The 21,003-nt window shown below is 27.5% G+C and carries 18 protein-coding genes; 1 reads left to right on the top strand and 17 read right to left on the bottom strand.

The features are described from left to right. Positions 1–153: 153 nt before the first annotated feature. The 8 genes from LL038_RS09770 to LL038_RS09805 all read right to left on the bottom strand — a co-directional run bounded on the left by LL038_RS09770 (position 154) and on the right by LL038_RS09805 (position 8,445). Positions 154–2,043: a UvrD-helicase domain-containing protein gene (locus LL038_RS09770; protein ID WP_268056049.1), complete on the bottom strand. Its 1,890-nt coding sequence runs from the start codon at positions 2,041–2,043 to the stop codon at positions 154–156. 15 nt (positions 2,044–2,058) lie between these two features. Then, positions 2,059–2,763, bottom strand: coding sequence for a UvrD-helicase domain-containing protein (locus LL038_RS09775; RefSeq protein WP_268056050.1), 705 nt, complete (start codon positions 2,761–2,763; stop codon positions 2,059–2,061). Positions 2,764–3,061: 298 nt separating this feature from the next. Further along, positions 3,062–3,850, bottom strand: coding sequence for a DUF4046 domain-containing protein (locus tag LL038_RS09780; protein ID WP_216127550.1), 789 nt, complete (start codon positions 3,848–3,850; stop codon positions 3,062–3,064). Between the two features lie 95 nt (positions 3,851–3,945). Further along, positions 3,946–5,202, bottom strand: a complete 1,257-nt coding sequence (locus tag LL038_RS09785) for an AfsR/SARP family transcriptional regulator (RefSeq protein ID WP_216127547.1) — start codon at positions 5,200–5,202, stop codon at positions 3,946–3,948. Between the two features lie 326 nt (positions 5,203–5,528). Continuing rightward, entirely contained in the window at positions 5,529–5,753 is a 225-nt protein-coding gene (locus tag LL038_RS09790) for a hypothetical protein (RefSeq protein ID WP_216127544.1), read from the bottom strand. Between the two features lie 229 nt (positions 5,754–5,982). Continuing rightward, positions 5,983–7,398, bottom strand: coding sequence for a polysaccharide biosynthesis tyrosine autokinase (locus LL038_RS09795; RefSeq protein WP_216127541.1), 1,416 nt, complete (start codon positions 7,396–7,398; stop codon positions 5,983–5,985). A 12-nt stretch (positions 7,399–7,410) separates the two neighbouring features. Then, entirely contained in the window at positions 7,411–8,073 is a 663-nt protein-coding gene (locus LL038_RS09800; protein ID WP_216127535.1) for a sugar transferase, read from the bottom strand. A gap of 51 nt (positions 8,074–8,124) precedes the next feature. Beyond that, entirely contained in the window at positions 8,125–8,445 is a 321-nt protein-coding gene (locus LL038_RS09805; RefSeq protein WP_216127525.1) for a hypothetical protein, read from the bottom strand. A gap of 246 nt (positions 8,446–8,691) precedes the next feature. Between LL038_RS09805 and LL038_RS09810 the strand changes: the two genes are divergently transcribed. Continuing rightward, a complete protein-coding gene (locus LL038_RS09810; RefSeq protein ID WP_216127524.1) occupies positions 8,692–10,722 on the top strand; it encodes a right-handed parallel beta-helix repeat-containing protein in 2,031 nt (676 codons plus the stop codon). A 49-nt stretch (positions 10,723–10,771) separates the two neighbouring features. On the opposite strand, the gene LL038_RS09815 is transcribed toward LL038_RS09810, so the two are convergent. The 9 genes from LL038_RS09815 to LL038_RS09855 form a co-directional block, all read right to left on the bottom strand. Beyond that, on the bottom strand, positions 10,772–11,749 hold the full coding sequence (locus LL038_RS09815) for a polysaccharide deacetylase family protein (RefSeq protein ID WP_216127522.1): 978 nt from the start codon (positions 11,747–11,749) through the stop codon (positions 10,772–10,774). 99 nt (positions 11,750–11,848) lie between these two features. Further along, a complete protein-coding gene (locus LL038_RS09820; RefSeq protein WP_216127505.1) occupies positions 11,849–13,231 on the bottom strand; it encodes an O-antigen ligase family protein in 1,383 nt (460 codons plus the stop codon). A 25-nt stretch (positions 13,232–13,256) separates the two neighbouring features. Further along, positions 13,257–14,651: a lipopolysaccharide biosynthesis protein gene (locus LL038_RS09825; protein ID WP_216127503.1), complete on the bottom strand. Its 1,395-nt coding sequence runs from the start codon at positions 14,649–14,651 to the stop codon at positions 13,257–13,259. Between the two features lie 48 nt (positions 14,652–14,699). Next, positions 14,700–15,791 carry a glycosyltransferase family 4 protein gene (locus LL038_RS09830; protein ID WP_216127492.1) on the bottom strand — a complete coding sequence of 364 codons (1,092 nt, stop codon included), beginning with the start codon at positions 15,789–15,791 and terminating at the stop codon, positions 14,700–14,702. A gap of 30 nt (positions 15,792–15,821) precedes the next feature. Then, positions 15,822–16,730, bottom strand: coding sequence for a glycosyltransferase family 2 protein (locus LL038_RS09835; RefSeq protein ID WP_216127490.1), 909 nt, complete (start codon positions 16,728–16,730; stop codon positions 15,822–15,824). 107 nt (positions 16,731–16,837) lie between these two features. Further along, positions 16,838–18,115 (bottom strand): glycosyltransferase, encoded by a 1,278-nt coding sequence (locus LL038_RS09840; RefSeq protein ID WP_216127487.1) that lies wholly within the window; start codon positions 18,113–18,115, stop codon positions 16,838–16,840. Positions 18,116–18,165: 50 nt separating this feature from the next. Further along, positions 18,166–19,071: a hypothetical protein gene (locus LL038_RS09845; protein WP_216127484.1), complete on the bottom strand. Its 906-nt coding sequence runs from the start codon at positions 19,069–19,071 to the stop codon at positions 18,166–18,168. 64 nt (positions 19,072–19,135) lie between these two features. After that, positions 19,136–20,248, bottom strand: a complete 1,113-nt coding sequence (locus tag LL038_RS09850) for a glycosyltransferase family 4 protein (protein WP_216127481.1) — start codon at positions 20,246–20,248, stop codon at positions 19,136–19,138. Next, the gene (locus LL038_RS09855; RefSeq protein ID WP_216127478.1) at positions 20,245–20,994 is read right to left on the bottom strand and encodes a WecB/TagA/CpsF family glycosyltransferase; all 750 of its coding nucleotides are present in this window, start codon (positions 20,992–20,994) and stop codon (positions 20,245–20,247) included. The genes LL038_RS09850 and LL038_RS09855 overlap by 4 nt, the downstream gene beginning before the upstream one ends. Positions 20,995–21,003: the final 9 nt, after the last annotated feature.

The raw sequence follows: 21,003 nt of genomic DNA on the forward strand, positions 1-21,003 counted from the left end.
TTATTGTGTTCTATGTTTATATTTTTTCAGATTATCTAAACTTTACCTAAGCATATAATGTTGCCACTGCGTTATGCTCCCTTTTTTTAGCATCAAACAAGTTACTAAAGAACCCCCTATGTACTTCTATTCTTACTTATTTACAAGAATGCATTATTTTTTACCAGCTATTACTAAACTCTTCTCTTTATCTTTATGTACATTTCCAACTATTTCTTTGGGCAGAATTTGTCCTTCTAAATTATTCACTTTAATTTTTTCTGTATGTTCGCATAGCGGATAATTAGAACAAGCGTAAAATTCTCCGTAAGGGCCTGTCCTAATTTTAAGTTCACCTTTTTTGCATTCCGGACAATTTATTGCCTTTACTTTTGCCACCTTAATATTATTATCTTCCTCAATTTCTCTAATAAAAGACGATTTACTATTATTCTCAACTAAAAGATATACGTGCTTTTTAGCTCTAGTTAATGCTACATAAAATAGCCTTCGCTCTTCAGCATATTCATATTTTTCTTTATTTTGTATTAATAAATTAAGTACCCTATCATCTTCAATCTTACTTGGGAATCCATGTTTACCATTGCTGTTATTAACTATGAAAACATAATCCGTCTGCAATCCTTTAGACTTATGAACTGTTAAAAATTCTATATGTAAATCAAACCTCTTTTTATAAGAAATTATTCCCTTACCTAAATGAGGATCATATCTATAACTAAAATTATCATCAAGTAAAAACTTCAAATCGTCTTTATATCTTCCAAGGAGCGCCACTGTACTTTTAGGAGGAATTGAGTTTAATCTTTCTTTTAATAATATAGTAAGTTCGCTTTTTTTATCTCCATACAATAATTCATATGACAGGTCCTGATTATCATCAAAACTTTTAAGTTTCTTCTTTATTTGCCCTTTATTTTTTAAGACGAATTTACCACTTAAATCAATAAGACTTTTATTAAATCTATAGGTTGTTTCGATATATGTTTTTTCCGTAAACCCGAAATATTGATCAAATTTAACAAATAAATTTACATCACCTCCAGCAAATCTATATATACTTTGCCAATCATCTCCTACACAAAATAATTTTGAATTATTTAATTCTTTAATAGCTTTGATTAAACTGTACCTCGCCAAAGAAATATCCTGATACTCATCCACAATTATATAACTATATTTTTTATTAAACTTTCCTTCTAATATATATTTAGTAGCTTTATTTATCATATCGCTAAAATCTATTTCATCATTGTTTATAAGTTCTTTATTATAAGCTTCATATATTGGTGCAGTAATATTTATAAAAATATCATTTCTACTTTTTTCATATCCTGAAAGCTCTTTTACATTTACTTGCTTTATAGCTTCTACAGAAAAACCATTTGACTTCATTAACATTATAAAAGTATTGATTAATTTAATTATGCTTTTTAATTCATAAGCTTTATTCTTTTCAATAACCTCCCATACTTCATTCCTTGACATTGCATTAAATACTACCCCTGCAGCCTTTAATTGTTTTTCTAACTTCTCAAGCAAGTTCCCTTCCATTTTTTCATAGGAATAAGTTTCTATAAGTTTTGTATTATATTTTTTATGTATTTCTCTTTTCCACCTTATTCCATCATTATAAACTTCTTTTGCACTCACACCATTTTTGCCTGTGAAATACTTTGGAACATTGCCTTTTCTATCTATACCAAAATGCTCTATGTAAATCTCATAATCTGTTAAATAGAAATCTGGCCTATACCTACTATACTTTCTATCGGCAGTGTTTATTTTATAATTTTTTTCATATTCATAATTTATCTTATTTATAAATAGAAAATTAGCTATCTCCATCTCCTCATAACTTTTAACAACTTCGTTTTTAAAAGTCTGTATTTGATTGTCTTTTAAATAATCTATGAATTCTCCCTCATTTTTGAAATCAAATCTACTCCTATATTCTTTCATATAAGATAAGAAAAATTTATTTAACAAACCATTATAGCTTTCATTATTTTTAGTTAATGCAGCAAATTCTTCTTCAATCAAATTAATAAGCTTAATTTAAGTTATACTTGGCTGCTTACCTTCAACTTCTGCAATGATTTCTTTTCCAAGTTTATGAAAAGTCATAACGTCCATGTTTTTCCCAGTTTCTTTTTTTACTCTTTCAGCCATTTCACTTGCTGATGCATTTGTAAAAGATAAAACTAAAATTTCATCAGAGTTGTAATTATATTTTTCTAGAAGATATTTTATCTTTCCAACAATTGTAGTTGTCTTACCAGTTCCTGCCCCAGCTATAACAAGATTGTTTATCTCCTCTTTTATTACACATTCTCTCTGCTGCTGATCTAAAGCTCTCCCTTCAATATTGTCGAATAAATTCTTATAATTTATTTTTTCAATTCGAATAAATTTCTTATTATAATCATCTCTTATTTTTTCTATATTACTATATTTATTTTTAAATTCATCTATTGAGTTTAATATGTCTTTATCCAGTTTCAACTTCTCATACTTCCACTTTTTATCCACTTTAGAATACAATTCTTTATACTTATATTTCCACTTTTCTTTTATAAAATAAGTATAATAGAAATCTTTTGTATAACCATTTAGTTCTTCACATGCAATCTTGAATTCATTAACTATTTTATTGAAGCACTCTCTTTGTTCTTGAATTCTTATAAACCTTTTTTTGCTTGAGGAAATAAAAAGCATAGCTACTATTAAACCCAAAATCACTAATAGAATATTATTACTCAAAACTTCACCTTCCAACGATATTTTTCAATTGTGCCATCAATACTTCTTAGAAAAATTGCTCAGTAAATTTCATGATATTTTAGTGGCAAACAATTAATTATATTATAGCCCATTTTTTCCTAAATTCCTACGCCTCTTTACAATGCTCACCAGGTGGGACATTTTATTTCATTACTACTATAATCTAGATATGTTTTAAGGGATCCCCTGTTTTGGAAATCCCTTTTACAATTTGTTCACGACCCCAGTACCTGTGACTGAGGTATATAATTTTCTCGCCCGCTGGTCTGCTTATGCATTAATTTTTCATAGTTCTTAACACTACATCTTCAATATAGCCATCATTTGCTTCCCTTATAGCTCTTGTTGTATTATCGTTATAATACTTACCTAACAACATGCTTAATCCATATTTTGCAAAAATTTTTCTATCTATTTGTTCATTTGGTATGTTCACTTTTAAGATCAACCATTTTACAGCCCTAATCCTATTTATTTCACTTTCCCATGTTCCATTAGGAACCTCACCATTTATTATTTCCCAAGGTTGTATCTCAAATTGATATACAGCTTTAATTATTTTAAATAAACTAGGATAATAATTATGTAACGTACCTAACCCATTTTTCTCAAGAAGACTCCAACATAATTTTTCTTTTACATCCTCTATGTTCCATTTCATTTCTATTTCGAATAAATATTTTAAGGCATCAACTCTATTTTCTTCATTTGCCCAGTAACTTTTAGGTACTTTATCTAGCTTAAATTGCCAAGGTTGATAATGCACATCTGGATAAGTACATATTACATAACGAATGGCTGAACGCCCAAATAATTTTGAAGCAGTATGGAGCTTGTACTTTGTTAAGAACATTTTAGATACTTCTCTTTTTACATCCGTCTTATTTAATTTAAGTTTTTCATCTATTAAATATTTTAATAACTTAATAGCAACATGTTTTGCTTCTGCTACACTTCTATTAGCCCAAAACCCTGATGGAAAGTTCAAGATTCTTCCTTGTAACAATAGTTCATATATATCAATATCATCTAAATAGTTAAAATCAACTTTTAAATTATTAACCATATCAATAATTCACCTCTACCATGTATTTTCAGGAATTTGAAAATGAAATGGAGATATTTTTTCTTATATATGCATATAGTAAAATTCCTCTTTATTCATAATTTTTCATTTTGCCTACCACTGCAATCGATTGACTTAAGTAATGCCTTTACGATTATCTTCTTAGAAGAATTTTCTTCATACTTATTTACAACGCGGTCGAGTATCATATTTGCTTGTTCATATGTTGTTCCAGAAAGTATAACAAGTATTTGAGTCTCACTCCATGCTGTCACAACATCACCTTCACGAAGATCCTGTATTAATATATTAAGAAACGACCCAATTCCATTTTTCATTACTTTACTATCATGTGTCCTATTTTTTGTCCTAGTTATTGTGAATAATCCCATAAATACAATTTGTTTAGTCCTTACTGCTCTATGACATTCTAATTTATAAACGGAAACAAAAGTATCTGGTTCACAAAAGAAAGCACCATCCGATTCATGGTTATCCATCATCATTTTCTGAAAAGAACCCAAATCAACTAAACCCTTGTTGTTTTTACATTTAATCTTGCTATATAGCTTTTGTAGGTCAGATGATGGTTTTACTCCCATCTCCTCATACAGCATAGACGTTACATATTCGTATTGTTTTTGTGCTTGGACCATATTACCCTCTTCAATAAGTGCTTCAATATAAGGTAAATGAATACTTTCTTCGAATGGTTGAATCATTAATGCCTCTTCACATACCCTCAAAATATCCTTGTTTCTTCTATAATTTTTTAATAGTTTTATTAGATTAGCGATTATATCCATGTAAATACGATGATAATAGTTTCTAACAGGCATTACCCACTCATTGTAGGAGTCTTCGCAAAGATAATCACCTTTGTATAACATTAATGCCCTTTGGGAAATTTCAATTGCATTAAGAAAATCTTCATTTTTCTCATAAGTTTTAGCTTTTTCATAAAGCTCTTCAAACTCATCAACATCCGTCCAATAATGTGATTTCTTATTCCAGCTATAACACCCCTGTGAATAATTTATAACTGACTCTCCATCTTTATTTACCCCTTTATAATCTAGAAGCATTCTAAGTCTGTAAACAAGATTTTGCAAAGCTTTTACAGGGTTATCGCATTCTTTATCATTCCATAAAACATCGAAAAAGTTTTCTTGCACAATTCTTTTATTTCTATATGTAAGAGTATACTTAAATAAATTCCACACTTGTTGAGACCGCTTACAATCATTTGAAATAACCTTCCCATCTAATACTACTTCGAAACAACCCAATGTATATACTTTTAAACACTCTTCATCATTTTCGTAAGTAAGCTTTAAATTATTCGCTAACAAGGATTCCCCCCCTTATATATTGTTTTTTTCTATAAAAGGAGTGGATTCACTATTAGCTCATCATATTCAAAGTGACCAATTTAGAATATGTTTCATTGCCTCCAAGTATTTTTTGAATTTATTGGATATTAATACCATATTATACTATTATATACTACTTATGGTATTTTTTACAATATTTTTTTAATAATTACAGAATATTCTATTTGTTTCATTATCCTTTGTTCTTACACACATATTTTATAGATCTCCTTTCAAACTCTAATTTACTTGAAAGCGCTGCCTCATTATTCTCATTGATGCTCATAATGTTTACTACCCTTTAACTATAATGGAATTACCTCTTTCACCCATGAACGAAACTCATTACTTGGCTGCGATAATTGTACCTCGTTCAATTTTCCATTTATTAGTATAATCATTTCAATTAAGCTTCTAAAATAGCTTGTCTGATTTGATTGGCAGTGCTGTATTTCCCCCTGTATGCTTCTATCATTGTTAATGATGATATTTAAGGTAAAGTCTTGTGGTCCATTATCATTCATCTTCATAATCAATTCCCCTTAGTGCCATACTTAATAATGACTACAAGTAAATATTACCATTATATAGTCATATCTTAGTCCTTACTTACTCTCATTTAAATCCTTAACCAATCATAAAATAAACTTACTTCAGTCACAGTTCAATCACGAACAATACAAAAAAATGTAAAAACTGACAGAAGTAACTTTACATCAATAGGAGCCTTATGAATTAGGGCCTTCGCTATTGCTATTCTTATATAATTGCACCTTTATCAGATTCCTTAAATTTCCTTTTAGTTTTAACTTTATTTTTCTTTTTTTTACCATTAGAATAATAATCATATCCATAACCCACAAACACTCTTTTATCCACTTTATTTAATACGGCTCCAATCAATGTAGCATTAACATTTGTTAATAATTGTTTTGATTTTTTACAAATTTCTATTTTTGTTTGTTCGCAGCTTATTACTAAAATAACTCCAATTTTATCAGTAACTAAGGTAAGAGCATCTGTAAATGCAACTATTGGAGGGGTGTCAAGTATTACATAATCATATTCTTTTTCCATATCATTAATAAAGTTCTGCATCTTCTGAGATGATAATAACTCCGACGAATTGTAATTAACTATTCCAGCAGTTATTACGTTAAAATTATCATTAATTTTTATTATACTTTCCTCAACTTTTCTTTCCTTTAAAATTATATCTGCCAACCCTTCATTGTTGCTAATATTAAAGCATCTATGAACATTAGGTTTTCTAAGATCACAATCAACAAGTAAAACCCTCTTTCCTGCCTTTGCTATGGCAAAAGCAACATTGGTTGAAACCGAAGTTTTACCTTCCTTAGGGATTGAGCTAGAAACCATTAATGTGTTTATTCCTCTGTTCTCCATAGAAAATAGTAAATTAGTTCTCATGCTTTTAAACGCTTCTGTAACTGCCGATTTAGGTTGTTTCTCTACAATAAGGTTTTCCATCTTATTTTGTTTTGGAATTAATCCCATGGTAGGTAATCCTAATTTTCGTTCTACATCCTCTTCATTTTTAATTGTATTATCCAAATAATCTATAAAAAAAACTAGAGACGCTGAAAATATTAAACCTAGGATAAATGCTATAAAAATATTCAACATCTTGTTTGGCTTTATCGGTGCTTCAGTAGTCAAAGCCTTATCCATTATTTTCACACTGCCTGAGGGTAGAAGCTTTTGAGATTCTTCTATAAAAGCTTGGGTTACAGCATTCGCTCCTTGCTCTGCTACTTCTGTATTTTGATTCTTGTAAGAGATATCTACTATTTGTGTGCCTGTTTCAGGTGTAATATCTACGTTTGACATGAATTCTTCCCAAGATACACCCAAATTCAATCTTCCAAGAGCATTTTCAGCTACTACCCTGGATTTTGCAATTTGACTGTATGTCTGTATCAAATCTTGGTACATGGTTACTTCACTCGCTGTAATCTTATCAGTACTATCTTTCCCAACGATAACTGTACATTTAGCTTCGTATACAGGTTTAAGCACATAAAAACTTACTATTCCAGTTATAATAGTTGCAAAAACTGTTATTAAAACTATTAATTTTATTCGTTTTCTAATTATTTTTAAAAAATCTTTAATATTTATGTAATTTTCCTCTTCCATAATGCACCCCTTCATTTATTGAATCTCCTAAGCAGCGTTTTTATCACCGAGCAATACAAACACCGTTTTTATAATAAGCTTTATATCAATCCAAGTATTTCTTTCCTTAATATATTTTATGTCTAGCTCCATCCACTCTTCGAAACCAATATTATTTCTACCCATTACCTGCCAATAACATGTTAACCCTGGTTTAGCCAGTAATTTTTGTTTATGATAGGAGTTAAAGCAGCTAACTTCTTTTGGCAAATTAGGTCTAGGTCCAACTAATGACATATTTCCTTTAAGTACATTAAGTAACTGTGGTAATTCATCAATACTAGTTTTCCTTATAATCCTACCCACACTTGTAACTCTTGGATCTCTCTTAATCTTAAACATAGGTCCAGACATTTCGTTTTTAGTAATTAGTTCTTTTTTAAGCTCTTCGGCATTATTAATCATAGATCTAAACTTATACATTTTAAATATATTTCCATTAATTCCAACTCTTTCTTGAGAGAAAACAATTTTACCTTTAGAATTTAACTTTATAGCAATAGCCGTACCTAGCATAATTGGTAATAAGAATATAATTCCAACTATTGCTCCTATTATATCTATAAATCTCTTTACAAAAAAATAGTAATGTCTTTTTATAATCTTTATATCTCCTGTATTATAAGTAACATCAGTTTGTAAGTCTGCCATATGGCTCTCCTTTCTTCTATTCATAAACAGTACTTAACTATTTACCTTCTTTTATTTTTTATTCTTACAAACATATTCTCTATACATTTTTCTTCTTTTTACCTCTAGGTCACTTAATGATGTAGCCTCGTCATTCTCCTCCCATGAATTAAACTCAATATCTTTACTCTTTGCCTTATCACTTGTTAATGCATCCTCAATTAGCATCATCATTTCAAGGCAACTACGAAAATGTCTAGTTTGCTTTCCATCTAACCATTTAATTGTCCCTTGCCAGCTTGTATTTTGCCTATATTGTATCTTTACTAAAAAGGATGTGGATGTTCCCATGTTTAAAGTAAAATCTTCTGATTTGTTATCATTCATCTCCATAATCAATTCCCCTTAGTTTCATACTTAAATAATGACTATAAACAAATATTACCATGAGATGGTCACATATTAGTCCTTACTTATCCTCATTTAGCTCCTTAGCTAATCATGAAATAAACTAAGTTCAGTCACTGCACAGTCACATGTAAAAAAACATTACAATAAAAACTCCTATTTAGTCTAAAACAATATAATTTTCAATATATTACTATAGAGTAAATTTAAAGATTGGAGTATTGATTTTTTATGAAAATTATCTTTAAGAAATATTTTTTTAAATTTATAGTGTTTATTTTAGTAACTATATTGTTATGCTCATTAATTTACATATTCTATAAACCTAACTCCAATATTAATTTTTATATATCAACTTATGGTAATGATAATAGTATCGGAAGCAAATCTCATCCTTTTAAAACTTTAGAAGGTGCAAGAGATGCCATCAGAAACACAAAAAAAAATACAGCAATTCATAAAGATATAATCGTATTCTTTCGTGGTGGCAACTATTTCATAAACAAAAGCATTGAACTAGAAAAAATTGATTCTGGTAATAAGCAATTATCCATAACCTACAAATCCTATAAAAAAGAAAAAGTATTTTTTATCGGAGGATACAATCTACCAAATACTGATTTTAAGCCACTCACTGATAAAACTATACTTGATAAATTTATAAATAAAGAGGCCGCAAAGAATATACTTGTTGCTGATTTTTCCAAATACCCTATGGATTTTGCTAGTAGTAAAGAGATCATAAGTAATGCTCCTGAGTTATTTTATAATAATGATCCAATGACCATAGCTCGATTTCCAAATTACAAATTTCTTTCTACAGGACAAGTTATTAAAAAAACCAATGACACAATAAATTCCTTTAAATATAATGGAAATGAGCCTTTACTTTGGAATAGAAATAAAACCATATTGATGAGTGGTTATTGGTTTCATAATTGGAGTGATTCTACTATTAAAGTTTCAACTATTGACATACTTAATAACATTATTAGCTCCACCACTAAATTACCTTATGGAATAAAAGAAGGACAGAGATTTTATTTCTTTAATATATTAGAGGAGCTTGATAAGGCTGGAGAATATTATATAGACTATGACAAGAAGCTTCTATACTTTCTTCCTAACTCCCCTATAAAAAATTCAAAGATACAATTATCAGTGCTTACTGCTCCATTTATCCAAATGACAGATGTATCAAATGTAACCATTGAAGGTATTACCTTTGAAAACAGCAGAACTACTAACATTGTAATCAACAATGGATTAAATAATAAAATTAAAGATTGTGTAATAAGAAATACTTCTCAAAATGCTATTTCTATTAATGGCGGAACAAATAATGGAGTAGAAAATTGTGAGGTTTATAATACTGGAACGGGTGGATTAGTTATTACTGGAGGTAATAGAAACACACTTACCCCCTGTAATAACTATGCATCAAATAATGAAATATATAATTTTTCAAGAATTAAGAAGACCTATAGTGCAGCTATTAATATCTCTGGCGTTGGAATAATTGCTTCTCACAATAGTATTCACGACGCACCCCATACTGCAATTTTATTTTCTGGTAATGATCATTTACTAGAATATAATGAAATATATAATGTAGCAACAGAAACAGACGACGTTGGCGCTATATATACTGGCAGAGATTGGACTTTTAGAGGAAATATAATTAAATATAATTATTTGCATGACATTGATAATAATATTGGGAATTTTAACGTGTCTGGGATCTATTTAGATGATTGCATGAGTAGTGCAGAAGTTTACGGAAATGTGTTTTATAAGGTTAAAAATCCAATTTTCATTGGAGGTGGAAGGGATAATATTATAGAAAACAATATAATTGTGGATTGTAAGACTTCTATTAACTTTGATGAAAGAGGGTTAACTTGGGATTTAAATGAATTATATTCAAACTTAAGTAAAGTTCCCTATGAAAGTGATATTTGGACTAATAAATATCCTGAACTTAAATACTTATTAAAAAATGGTAGTCCTGGTATTCCTAATAATAACGTTATTGAAAATAATTTGCTTTATCAAACTAAGATGCCCTCAATTTCCGACTCTGTTATTAAGTATGGACATGTTAAGAATAATATTTGCTATGATGTAAATCCTGGATTTGTAAATTCCACTAAAATGGACTTTAGATTGAGCAGAAATTCTATAATCTTTAAAGAAAATAAAAATTTTAAAAGTATTCCCTTTGAGAATATTGGTAGGAATGTTTTGACTGTTATTCATTGATGCTTCTAATTTTAATTGATACTTCTAATTTTAATTGATGCTTCTAATTTTATATGAATTTCCTTCTAAATATAACTCTACATAGGCTAGCACTTGTAAATACTTTAAATAAATTAAATTTAACTTCCCCACCCATTCTTGGAATTTTAAATTTATTTGTATCTTTTGATATATAACCCCTTTCAGTGTATAAAACATATTTATATCGTAACCTTGTTAGCTCATTATCTAATTCTGGTGAATAATTTTCAGAATTTCCATAAGGTAATATAAAAGTGTCTACATTAATTTTCAAATTATTCTCTATCAACCACTTTGATTCTTCTAATTCAAAGCTCAACCAATCTCCTCTTGAAAATTCTAAAAAAGGATGTGACATTGTATGACATGCAAACTTTATATTTTTATTTGATTGCATAATTTTCAATGTTTCCCATGATATAAAATCATCATCTGGGATTTTCATATACTTAATCGCTTCTTGAATATCCTCATCATTTAAATATTTAATTTCCTCATAAACTTCATTAAAAGAAGCCGCCTTTTTTAAATTTTTTAATTGAAAATAATTATTTATACGATACAACATTTCTTGATGTTCTAAATAAAATTTATGTCCAGCCATTCTCATCAATTTAGAAACAAAATAACTTCTTTCATTATTTTCTATAAGACCCGGAATAATTCCAAGTGTAAATGGTATCTCAAATTTCTTTAATATTGGATACCCATGTATATAAAATGACTGTTTAGCATCGTCTATTGTTACTGCAACTGTTCTATTTGGTATATTAGAATTATTAGAAATCATATTAAAAATTTCATCTAAAGATACTACATTACAATTTTCTTTCAAATATTTAATATTTTTTTTTAAATTTATTTCATCAAAATTTCCATAACTATCTGGATACATATGTAGACATAACACTATACAATTATTATTCAAAAATTTATTTAATATTGATTCAAATATTAATATAAATGGAGATGAAAACATAAATACATTTTTAATATAACTATTCATAAAATTTCCTCCTGAATCCTCCAAATTTTATTTTCAATATCCTACATTGTATCTTTTGTCACAATAATTTTTTTTAATTTATTTTGTTATTGCCGGTTCTTAGGTTAGTCCCTTTGTGGGTGCTCTCGAAGAAGAAATTGATACCTTTTCAGTGCAAATAGTATCACTTGATAGTCCAATAATAATCCAAAATAAACTCATTATTGCCTGTGAATCATTAAAATATGTTGTCATATTATTTATTAATATCACATTAAGTGATATTATAATTAATATAGGAAATATATTATTATTTTGTGTTTTTTTATTTTTAAATAAATTTTTTATAGCTTTTATTATTGATCTTATTATTATGTATAAATAAGTCAAGAATCCTACTATGCCTATCTCTGCCAATATAGTAAGATATGTATTCTCAGCATGAGTAGTAACCACTTTTATATTATTGAACACAAAAACTGCCATAGAACTTGGAATATACATTAAAGCATGATACTTAAAATTACCTAATCCAACACCCCAAATATTATCTCTAAACATTTCAAATGCACCATTCCAAAATTTACTTCTTACTCCAATAGACTTTTCTACATATAAGAATCTTTTAAATATATCTAATTGCCATAATTTTTGTATAGCATAATTCGAACCCAATAAAATTAATGTTGATATTAAAGACACTTTCATATAAAATTTTATTTTATGATTCTTAATTAGATTAATTAAAATGAAAAATATGAAGAATGCAATAGCTATAGATGTCAATGTAGTTCTTGATCCCGTTTCTATTAATAAACCAAATAAAATTATTATTAATAAATAATCATATAATTTCAAAATTTTGCTTCTTTTATTGTTTAATAATTCACAAAGAATAAAGGTTATTATTATTGAAGTGAACACAGCCGCTTCTAGTGAATCATTAAATATCATGCTTATTCTTACATCGTTTGTATTAGGATTGTAATACGAATATAATCCTATATTTGATGTATTTAAAATTAATTGATAAGCACCTGTAATTATAATAAAAACAGAAGATAACTTTACAGATTTTATTATTAATAACTTACTATTGTAATCTTTATATAAATGCATAATAATAATTATATATCCAATATATCCAAATAATTTAAAAAATAAATTTATGGCTTCATTTTTGTTAAATGCAAAGAATATGCTTATAAAACAACAAATTAATAATATTATAATTGGAAATAAGAACTTTATATTTTTGATATTGATTGGTCTAAGAATCTTCTTAGTTAAAATAAATGCTGAATATATTAAAATCAAATATTGTATTTTATTAGTTAAATGTAAAATTCCATATACAGGTATTAAAAAAATTAATACGTTCGTTATAGATATCATAATTATCCTAATTGTTCTATGATTTTTTTCTTTATCTAAAAAATTAATAGACTGAATAAATATAATAATTGAAAAAATAATGGATATTATAATTAAGTATACTTTCATGTTTACCTCCCGACTTTAATTGTCTTTATTCCATATTATATATATTTTTTTTAACTTTATTACTTCTTTCCAACCGATTTAATATTACATAACTTTGTATTGGTTGTATAAATGAACTTGGTAATAACGAAAAGATGGTGCCTAATATAACTCCGGAAGTACCTAATCCTAAGTTTTTAGCAAAATATATTGATAAAGGAATATTAACAATACTACCAATAATAGCCAACCATAATGATACTTTTAACGCACCAATTCCATTCAAAAAATATGCATATATATTGTTCCATGTTGAAATTATCGTATATATTCCCATCAATAATATAAGTAATCTAGATGGATATATACTTTTTCTAATCCATAAATCAATAATAGTATTAGATAATAAACTTACTATAATAACTCCGGCAATAACAGCGATCATTGAATAATTCAGCTTATTTATAACTTTTTTTATCCACAAATAATCCAGTTGAGAATATGCTTCAGTGTATGCTGACCATAAAGGCGTCAACATTAATGTATACGTCATTCCAATTATTCCAAATAGCTTTTGAGTAACATTATACGATGTTACTGCTTGAGGTCCTAAAACCTGCGTAATAATCATATTATCAGTTGTAAAAATTATAATGCAAGCTATTTGAATAACGAAAAATTTTATTCCATCATTTAAAATGTACTTTATATTATTCCTATTGAAATATTTTAATTTAGGTAATAGTTCAGGTCTTTCTTTGAAAAATAAAACAGTTATGATAATATATGATATTGTACCAGACAAAGTATAAATTGTTGCCATTAATACAAGATTACTTCCCTGAAACCTCCTTATAATAATTATTGATATTAGCACTAATATATTATTTATAACTGCCGTCCTTCCAGTCATCGCAGCCTTCTGTATAGAATAATATAAAGAATTGCATAATGATAATATAAAATTAATCATATACAATACAAATACAACAATAGTTAATGCAATAAATTGCTGCTGGGTTAATGCATTTGTATTAAATACTTTATTCCACTTTATAAAAGGTATTATGTATATACCAATAGTTGTAATAACTATAATTATTATTGATAATGAAACATATGCTGTTGTGATGTATTCCCTTCCTTTGGTTATTTCATTTTTAGAAAGGCAAATAGTTAATTTGTTTCTTAACCCATTTCCTATTCCTATATCAAACAAGCTTGTCCATGATAATATTGTAACTAAAGTTACCCATATTCCATATTTTTCTACACTTAAATAATCTATTAGTAATGGCAATGTAAGAACGCTGAGAAAGACGCCTATAATTTTATATATTATATTTAAAGAAAAATTCTTAAATATATTTTTACTTCTTTTTCCTAAATTTAATTTTAAATTAACATTGTCTATTTTAGAATTCAACTTTTTTAATGACATAATAATCTCCTTTCGCATCTTGTATATGGAAATATACATTTTGTTGCCTTACTTCAAGCTATTATAAACATTGTAAGTTTCCTTAACCGTCTTACTCCACGAAAAATCACTATTCCTTAGTTTTCCCTTATGTATTAATGATTTCCTTAGTGCTCGGTCGGTTAATAGTCTATTAATTTTTTCTTCTATATCCTCAATACTATAAGGATTGAAATATAATGCTGCATCTTGTGCTACTTCTTGAAAGCAACATGTATTACTAATTATAGCAGGACATCCACATGAAAATGATTCTAATATAGGAATTCCAAAGCCTTCATATAATGATGGATATATGAAAGCTAATGCATTTTTATACAAAGTAACTAACTGTCCGTCACTAATATTGGTTTGTTTAAATTTTGATAAAATATTTAAATTTGATAAGACTTCTATTTCTTCACCTCTAAAAGGTCCCCCACCCGAACAAATTATATATAAACAAGGATCCTTTTGTATTAATCCTCTCATTGCCCTTGCAAAGTTCAAAAAATTTTTATACCCACCTCTCTGCCCAACATATAGTAAATATTTATCGGGATGTTCAATTGGTTCCTCCCAAGTCAGTGAATTTGCCCAATAGATTACTTTTATTTTGTTTGCATCTACATTATAAGTATTAATAATATCTCGTTTAGTGTTTTCTGATATAGCTATTATGGAACTTGCTTTACTAATTAATATTTTTTTATTACTAATAGTATTAAAATCTTCCTTAGCAACATCATCATACCTCTCATGTATCATGTCATGTACAGTTAAAACAAATGGCTTATTGTTTAAATACTTCAAAAAGTAAGTATCATAATATGTTGGATGAAATACATCATATTTATCTTTTTTAATTTTATTAATGCTATAACTTTTATTAATTAAATTTAATAAACTTGTTTTCCCTTTAATGTTTAAGTTGTTAGGTATGTTTACTAAATTAAAAGTTTTCGAACTCTGCCTAATATAATAATTTTCATTAAATAGTAGACTAAGATCTATTTCTGCATAATTTTCTTTTTTCATTCTATTCATAACCTCAAAGAAAACCCGTGAAATTCCACCAAACTTTTGCATTTGAAAAATCTGATAATCATATAACAATTTCATGTATTCCTCCTATTATATATTTTTAACATATTAATAATTTTTTATTGAAATTTTCGAAAAAAAACCAACAAAGTGACCAAAAGACTCTACGATTATTATTAGTGCCTTAATTGTATAACTAGAACCTCTTAACAAACTAAAAATAAATAAAATTAGTCCCTTCAATAATCTAATAATTGCTTTAAATGGTCTTAAATAAAGTAAATGTTTTTTTTGAAGCTCCTTCTCAATATGCACAAAATTTATTGCATCAGTAAATCTTCTTTTCAATATATAATTTAATTTCACTCTGTTATTAGGCACCCATTCATAAACTATTGCTTCATCAGAGAATATTATTATATAACCTAATTTTTTCAATTTCATAAAGAACTTTGTATCTTCCCCACCGGTTAAAGAATACATTAAATCAAATCTAATATTCTCATTTATAATTATTTCTGTTTTAAATATAACATTACCAGAAGCGCAGCTATCCATTAATCCACCTGTATTCAATCTTTTTGCATCAAATATTTTCGATTTTATCCAATTAGGACTATTCTCTGGTAATACTCTAACCACAGGACCTGCAACAATATCCGCATTAAATTTTATAGTTGTATCAACTAATTCATAAATCCAATTTTCAGATACAAATTCATCATCATCAACAAATGAAATAAAATCTGATCCTTCTTTCAAAGCTAATTCAATACACTTATTTCTAGCATATGATATTCCCTTATTGGATTCTACTTCATACATTATTTTCAGTTCAATGAAATTTAGTTCTAATACAATAGGTAGTGCAGTTGCATCTTTATCATTATCTACAACTATCAACTGGAGTTCCAACTGTTCATTATTGTTTATGATCATTTTTTTAAGACTCTCTAATAATTTTCTTAGATAATCAGTTCTCTTATAAGTACATATACATATACAGACTTTATTCATTTCGGTTCACCCTTCTTAATATATTATGGAAACTATTATGATCTAGTAAACAAACAAGAATTTTAATACTCAATATATAAATACAAAAGCTTGTGCAGCTAAAATTGTTATAAACTATAAAAAAAATCTTTATAGTTGGATTTAAATTTAGATATATTTGTATCTTCTTTAAACATTTCTTGTCCATTAATAAAATTACCCTTTAACTTAGCAATACTTTTAACACAATATTCTATTGTCATAGCAAGGTCCTCAACATCTTCGCAATTAAATGCTTTCCCAACATTATACTTACTAACAATATATCCTAATTCATTTATATTAGGAGCTATGACTATTTTATTGTAATTTATACCTTCAGTTAATGGTCCACTTTGACCTGTAAATGTCTTTCTGTATGGTAATACAACAATGTCACTTACAGAAAAATAATATGGAAGTAATTCATCTCCGATATATTTAAGGTTGAGAAAAATTTTATCTTCTAAACATAATTCTTTTATTTTATTATTTATAAAATCTTTTGTAATTTCCCCCTCTTCACCAGCAATTATCAAAGTAAATGGAGATTTTATAAACTTGCATGCTTCTAACATTAAATCCAAACCCTTTTCATATCTTGTTCCACCAAAGCATAAGAGAAATGGTCCACTGCGGTCTTTCAGTCCAATCTTATTAATACAAGTATCCTTTGACTTTACTTCACTCGAAGATACTGGGTACGGTATGTTACAAATAAAATTTTCACACTGAATACCCAGTTTGTTTATCATACTTCTTCTTATGAAATCACCATGAACTATAAGTTTAGTAATATACCCGTGTTTTAATAGATATTTAATTATAAAGCACTTTAAAAAAGTATTTGGTGCCCAATGCAATGTAGCAGTTATCCTTGTTTTATTCTTTTTATGTATAAAAAATTTATCTTTTATACATAAAAAGAATAGATCATAAATAATATAATCCAAAGTTAAAAAATGAACGCTTGCCATATCGCCTTTTTCAGAATTGACAATAACTTTTTTAACTTGTTCTATCTTGTTTTTATTCGTTAATACAACTTTCAAATCACACAATTCTGTATATATTAACTTTATTTTCGAATTTTTATATATTAATTTTTCTTTAATATTATTCTTCACAGCCTTTAAAATCTTCTTCTCCTTAAATCGCTCTGTAGTTGTAACTTCTTTTTCTTTAACATAAGTGTTTTCAAAATCAATTCTATTTTCTTCTATTATCTTTATTTTGTTTTGATCTGATATACATGTTATATATTTAATATTGAACCTTGAATTTTTTAAACCTAATAATATACTATAATTATAGAACCAATTATGACCTTTCTCTCCTTCAGTATCAAATAATATAAGACGTTCCATTTAATCCTCCTATTAATTAAAAATATAACAATTTAGGTTTTTTATTTGATTTACCAGTAACTACCTCCTTCAACTTTAATTGAATTTTGTGGCGTTTCATCCTCAGATGGTCTAACCCAGTACTCATTATACAATTTAGAAATAAAGTCATGTTTATCCCACCTTTTACCTTTTATTCCAAATAGAATTTGAGTTGCACCTGCCAAATGTATTGCCTTTTTGCCTATGCTTTTAACGTAGTATGCTAAAGGTAGACCATAAGCCCCAGCTCCTATTATCGCAATATCGAAATCTTTTGTATCTATGATTTTACACATTGATTCGTAAGCTTCAAACCAATTTTTATATGGAGTTTGCTCTTGTGCCAATGATTGTACAGCTTTTATCACTTCTATACTTTTAAACTTTGGCAATATCCTACTGTCCTTAAATAGAAATTCTCTATGTCTGTATTGACTTTGAATAGTTTTTTCAAAAGGATGTATAATCAAAATTTTTTTATTTTCCAATGCTTCCGACCAAGGGTTCTTAAAATAGTAAGGTTCTAAAGCAACTAACTTTGTAAACTTAGCATCTTTACAATACTTTTTTACATGATTTTTTTCACCCTTGACCTTCCACAAAGCTAATATATCTATCGATCTTGAGCACTTTATATAATATTCACAAAACCTATCTAAATTTTCCTTTGTTGTGGGGTAAACACCAGCACTAACACTTATTCTGTCTTTTATAAATTCATCATACTTTTTATCCTTTATATAATAATTAATGCATCTACTTTCATTTGCTCCAAATCTTGATACTAATAATGGCTTATCATCAAGCAAACATTTTTTTATTAATTCATTTCCATCATAATCATTATAAATACTTAGATTTGAGTAAGTCATATTAAATGTTAAATACTTATATAATTTTATCAATACCTTTTTAAAGCTAGTATCATTATCCATTATTACCTCTTTTAATCAATTTATTATTTTAACAACTACAATTTAATACTGATATAATGTCAATTTATAGTGACTCTATTTTAAAAACATATTTTAATGCACCATCGAATCCTTTTAAAACGTTTTCCAATGTAAAGTTACCAACCCTTGTATACGAAGATTTACCCATTGCTTTTATTTTTTCAGGATTATTAAGCAAATTTTGTATTGTATTAGCTAATTGCTTACTATTATATGGTTCAATAATAAACCCATTTTCTCCTTCACAAATCAAGTCCAAAACACCATCAGCATATTTTGAGCATATTATAGGTAGCCCAGCACACATTGCCTCTAATATAACTAATCCAAAGCAATCCTCTCTAGTTGGTAATACAAATATGTCCGATTCAGCATACAATTTCTTTAACTCATTTTGCTGCAAGTATCCCAAGAATTTTATTTTTTCTCTTATACCAAGGTTTTGCACCTGATCTTCTAGGTTATGTATTTCCTCCCCTTCACCAACAACATTTAAGACAAATTCATAATTCACTAAACTTATTGCATCAAATAATAAATCCAATCCTTTTCTTTTTATTAAGGATCCAACATATAACAATTTAGGTGTTTTATTTGATCTACTATAATCTCTTTCAATTAAGTACTTATTTATATCAACAGTTAATAAGCTAATGAATATTCTTTCCTCTTTAGCTCCGTATTTAAGCTGAGCCATTTTAGTGGCAGTACTACTAGCTATAAGAGCATTCGCTTCCCTGCAAATCAATTTTCTTAATATTAGCTGTATATTATTTATATTTTTCTCTGAATTTAAAGTTCCATCAGACCAACTAATATATTTTACTTTTTTTAGCTTACACCATATAAATGCTTCCACTATAGTAGGGTTATATTCAGAGCCTATAACTATATCAGGTTTAATATCATTAAGTTTTGCTATTATGTTAAAAGGTATATGAATGTATTTGTAATCCATCTTAGTTCTAATTTTAATAGTTTTTGATTTTAGAAATGAACTATTTTTTAATAAAACTTTATCAATTTTCCAAAATCTGTTATCTTCATTTTTGCTAGAATAAATTATGTTTATATCATAAATACTTTTATCAATTAAATGGTTGAATAAATCTACTCTATATGGTGAAGGTATATTAGTTATGATGCATACTTTCATTTATTTATCCCCCCCAATCCAACTTTAAACGCATATATAATAAATTTAATATTAGTATTTAGATATCTTGAAAATAACCTTTTAGGATCTTGAAGCAATCTATAAACCCATTCTAAACTTAGCTGCTGCATCCATCTAGGAGCTCTCTTAATCTTATCAGCATGATAATCAAAACCGGCACCAACTCCTATCATTAAAGAATTCACTCTATCTTTATGGGCAGACATCCATATTTCCTGTTTTGGAGCCCCAATACCAACCCACAAAAAATCAGCATTTGTTTTATTTATATTCTCTACAATTGTTTGATCTTCCTTATTAGATAACACTCTAAATGGTGGTGAATACATCCCAGCAATTTGTATTTTGGGGTATCTATTTAAAAGCTTTACTTTTAAAAAATCTAACGTTTCTTGTGTACTTCCATAAAAATAATGTGTATATCCCTTTTCTTTAGGTATTTCAAATATTTCACCCATTAAATCAGGCCCAGTAACTCTTCGAGCTTCTTTAAATCCTTTTATCTTACTTAAAATTGACAAAGGCTTTCCGTCAGGTAATGCCATAAATCCTTCATTCTGAATTTTCTTATATTCTTCATTTTCATATGACATAACGGTTGTATGTACATTTGATATACAAATGTAATTACCTTTTAATTCTTCAAGATTACTTTCAATAATTTTAACTGTATCTTTCATGTTAGTAACATTTATATTTACGCCTAATATATTGCATGTTTTCATCTTATATCC

The organism is Clostridium estertheticum, assembly GCF_026650985.1.
GTDB classification, from domain to species: Bacteria; Bacillota; Clostridia; order Clostridiales; family Clostridiaceae; genus Clostridium_AD; species Clostridium_AD estertheticum_C.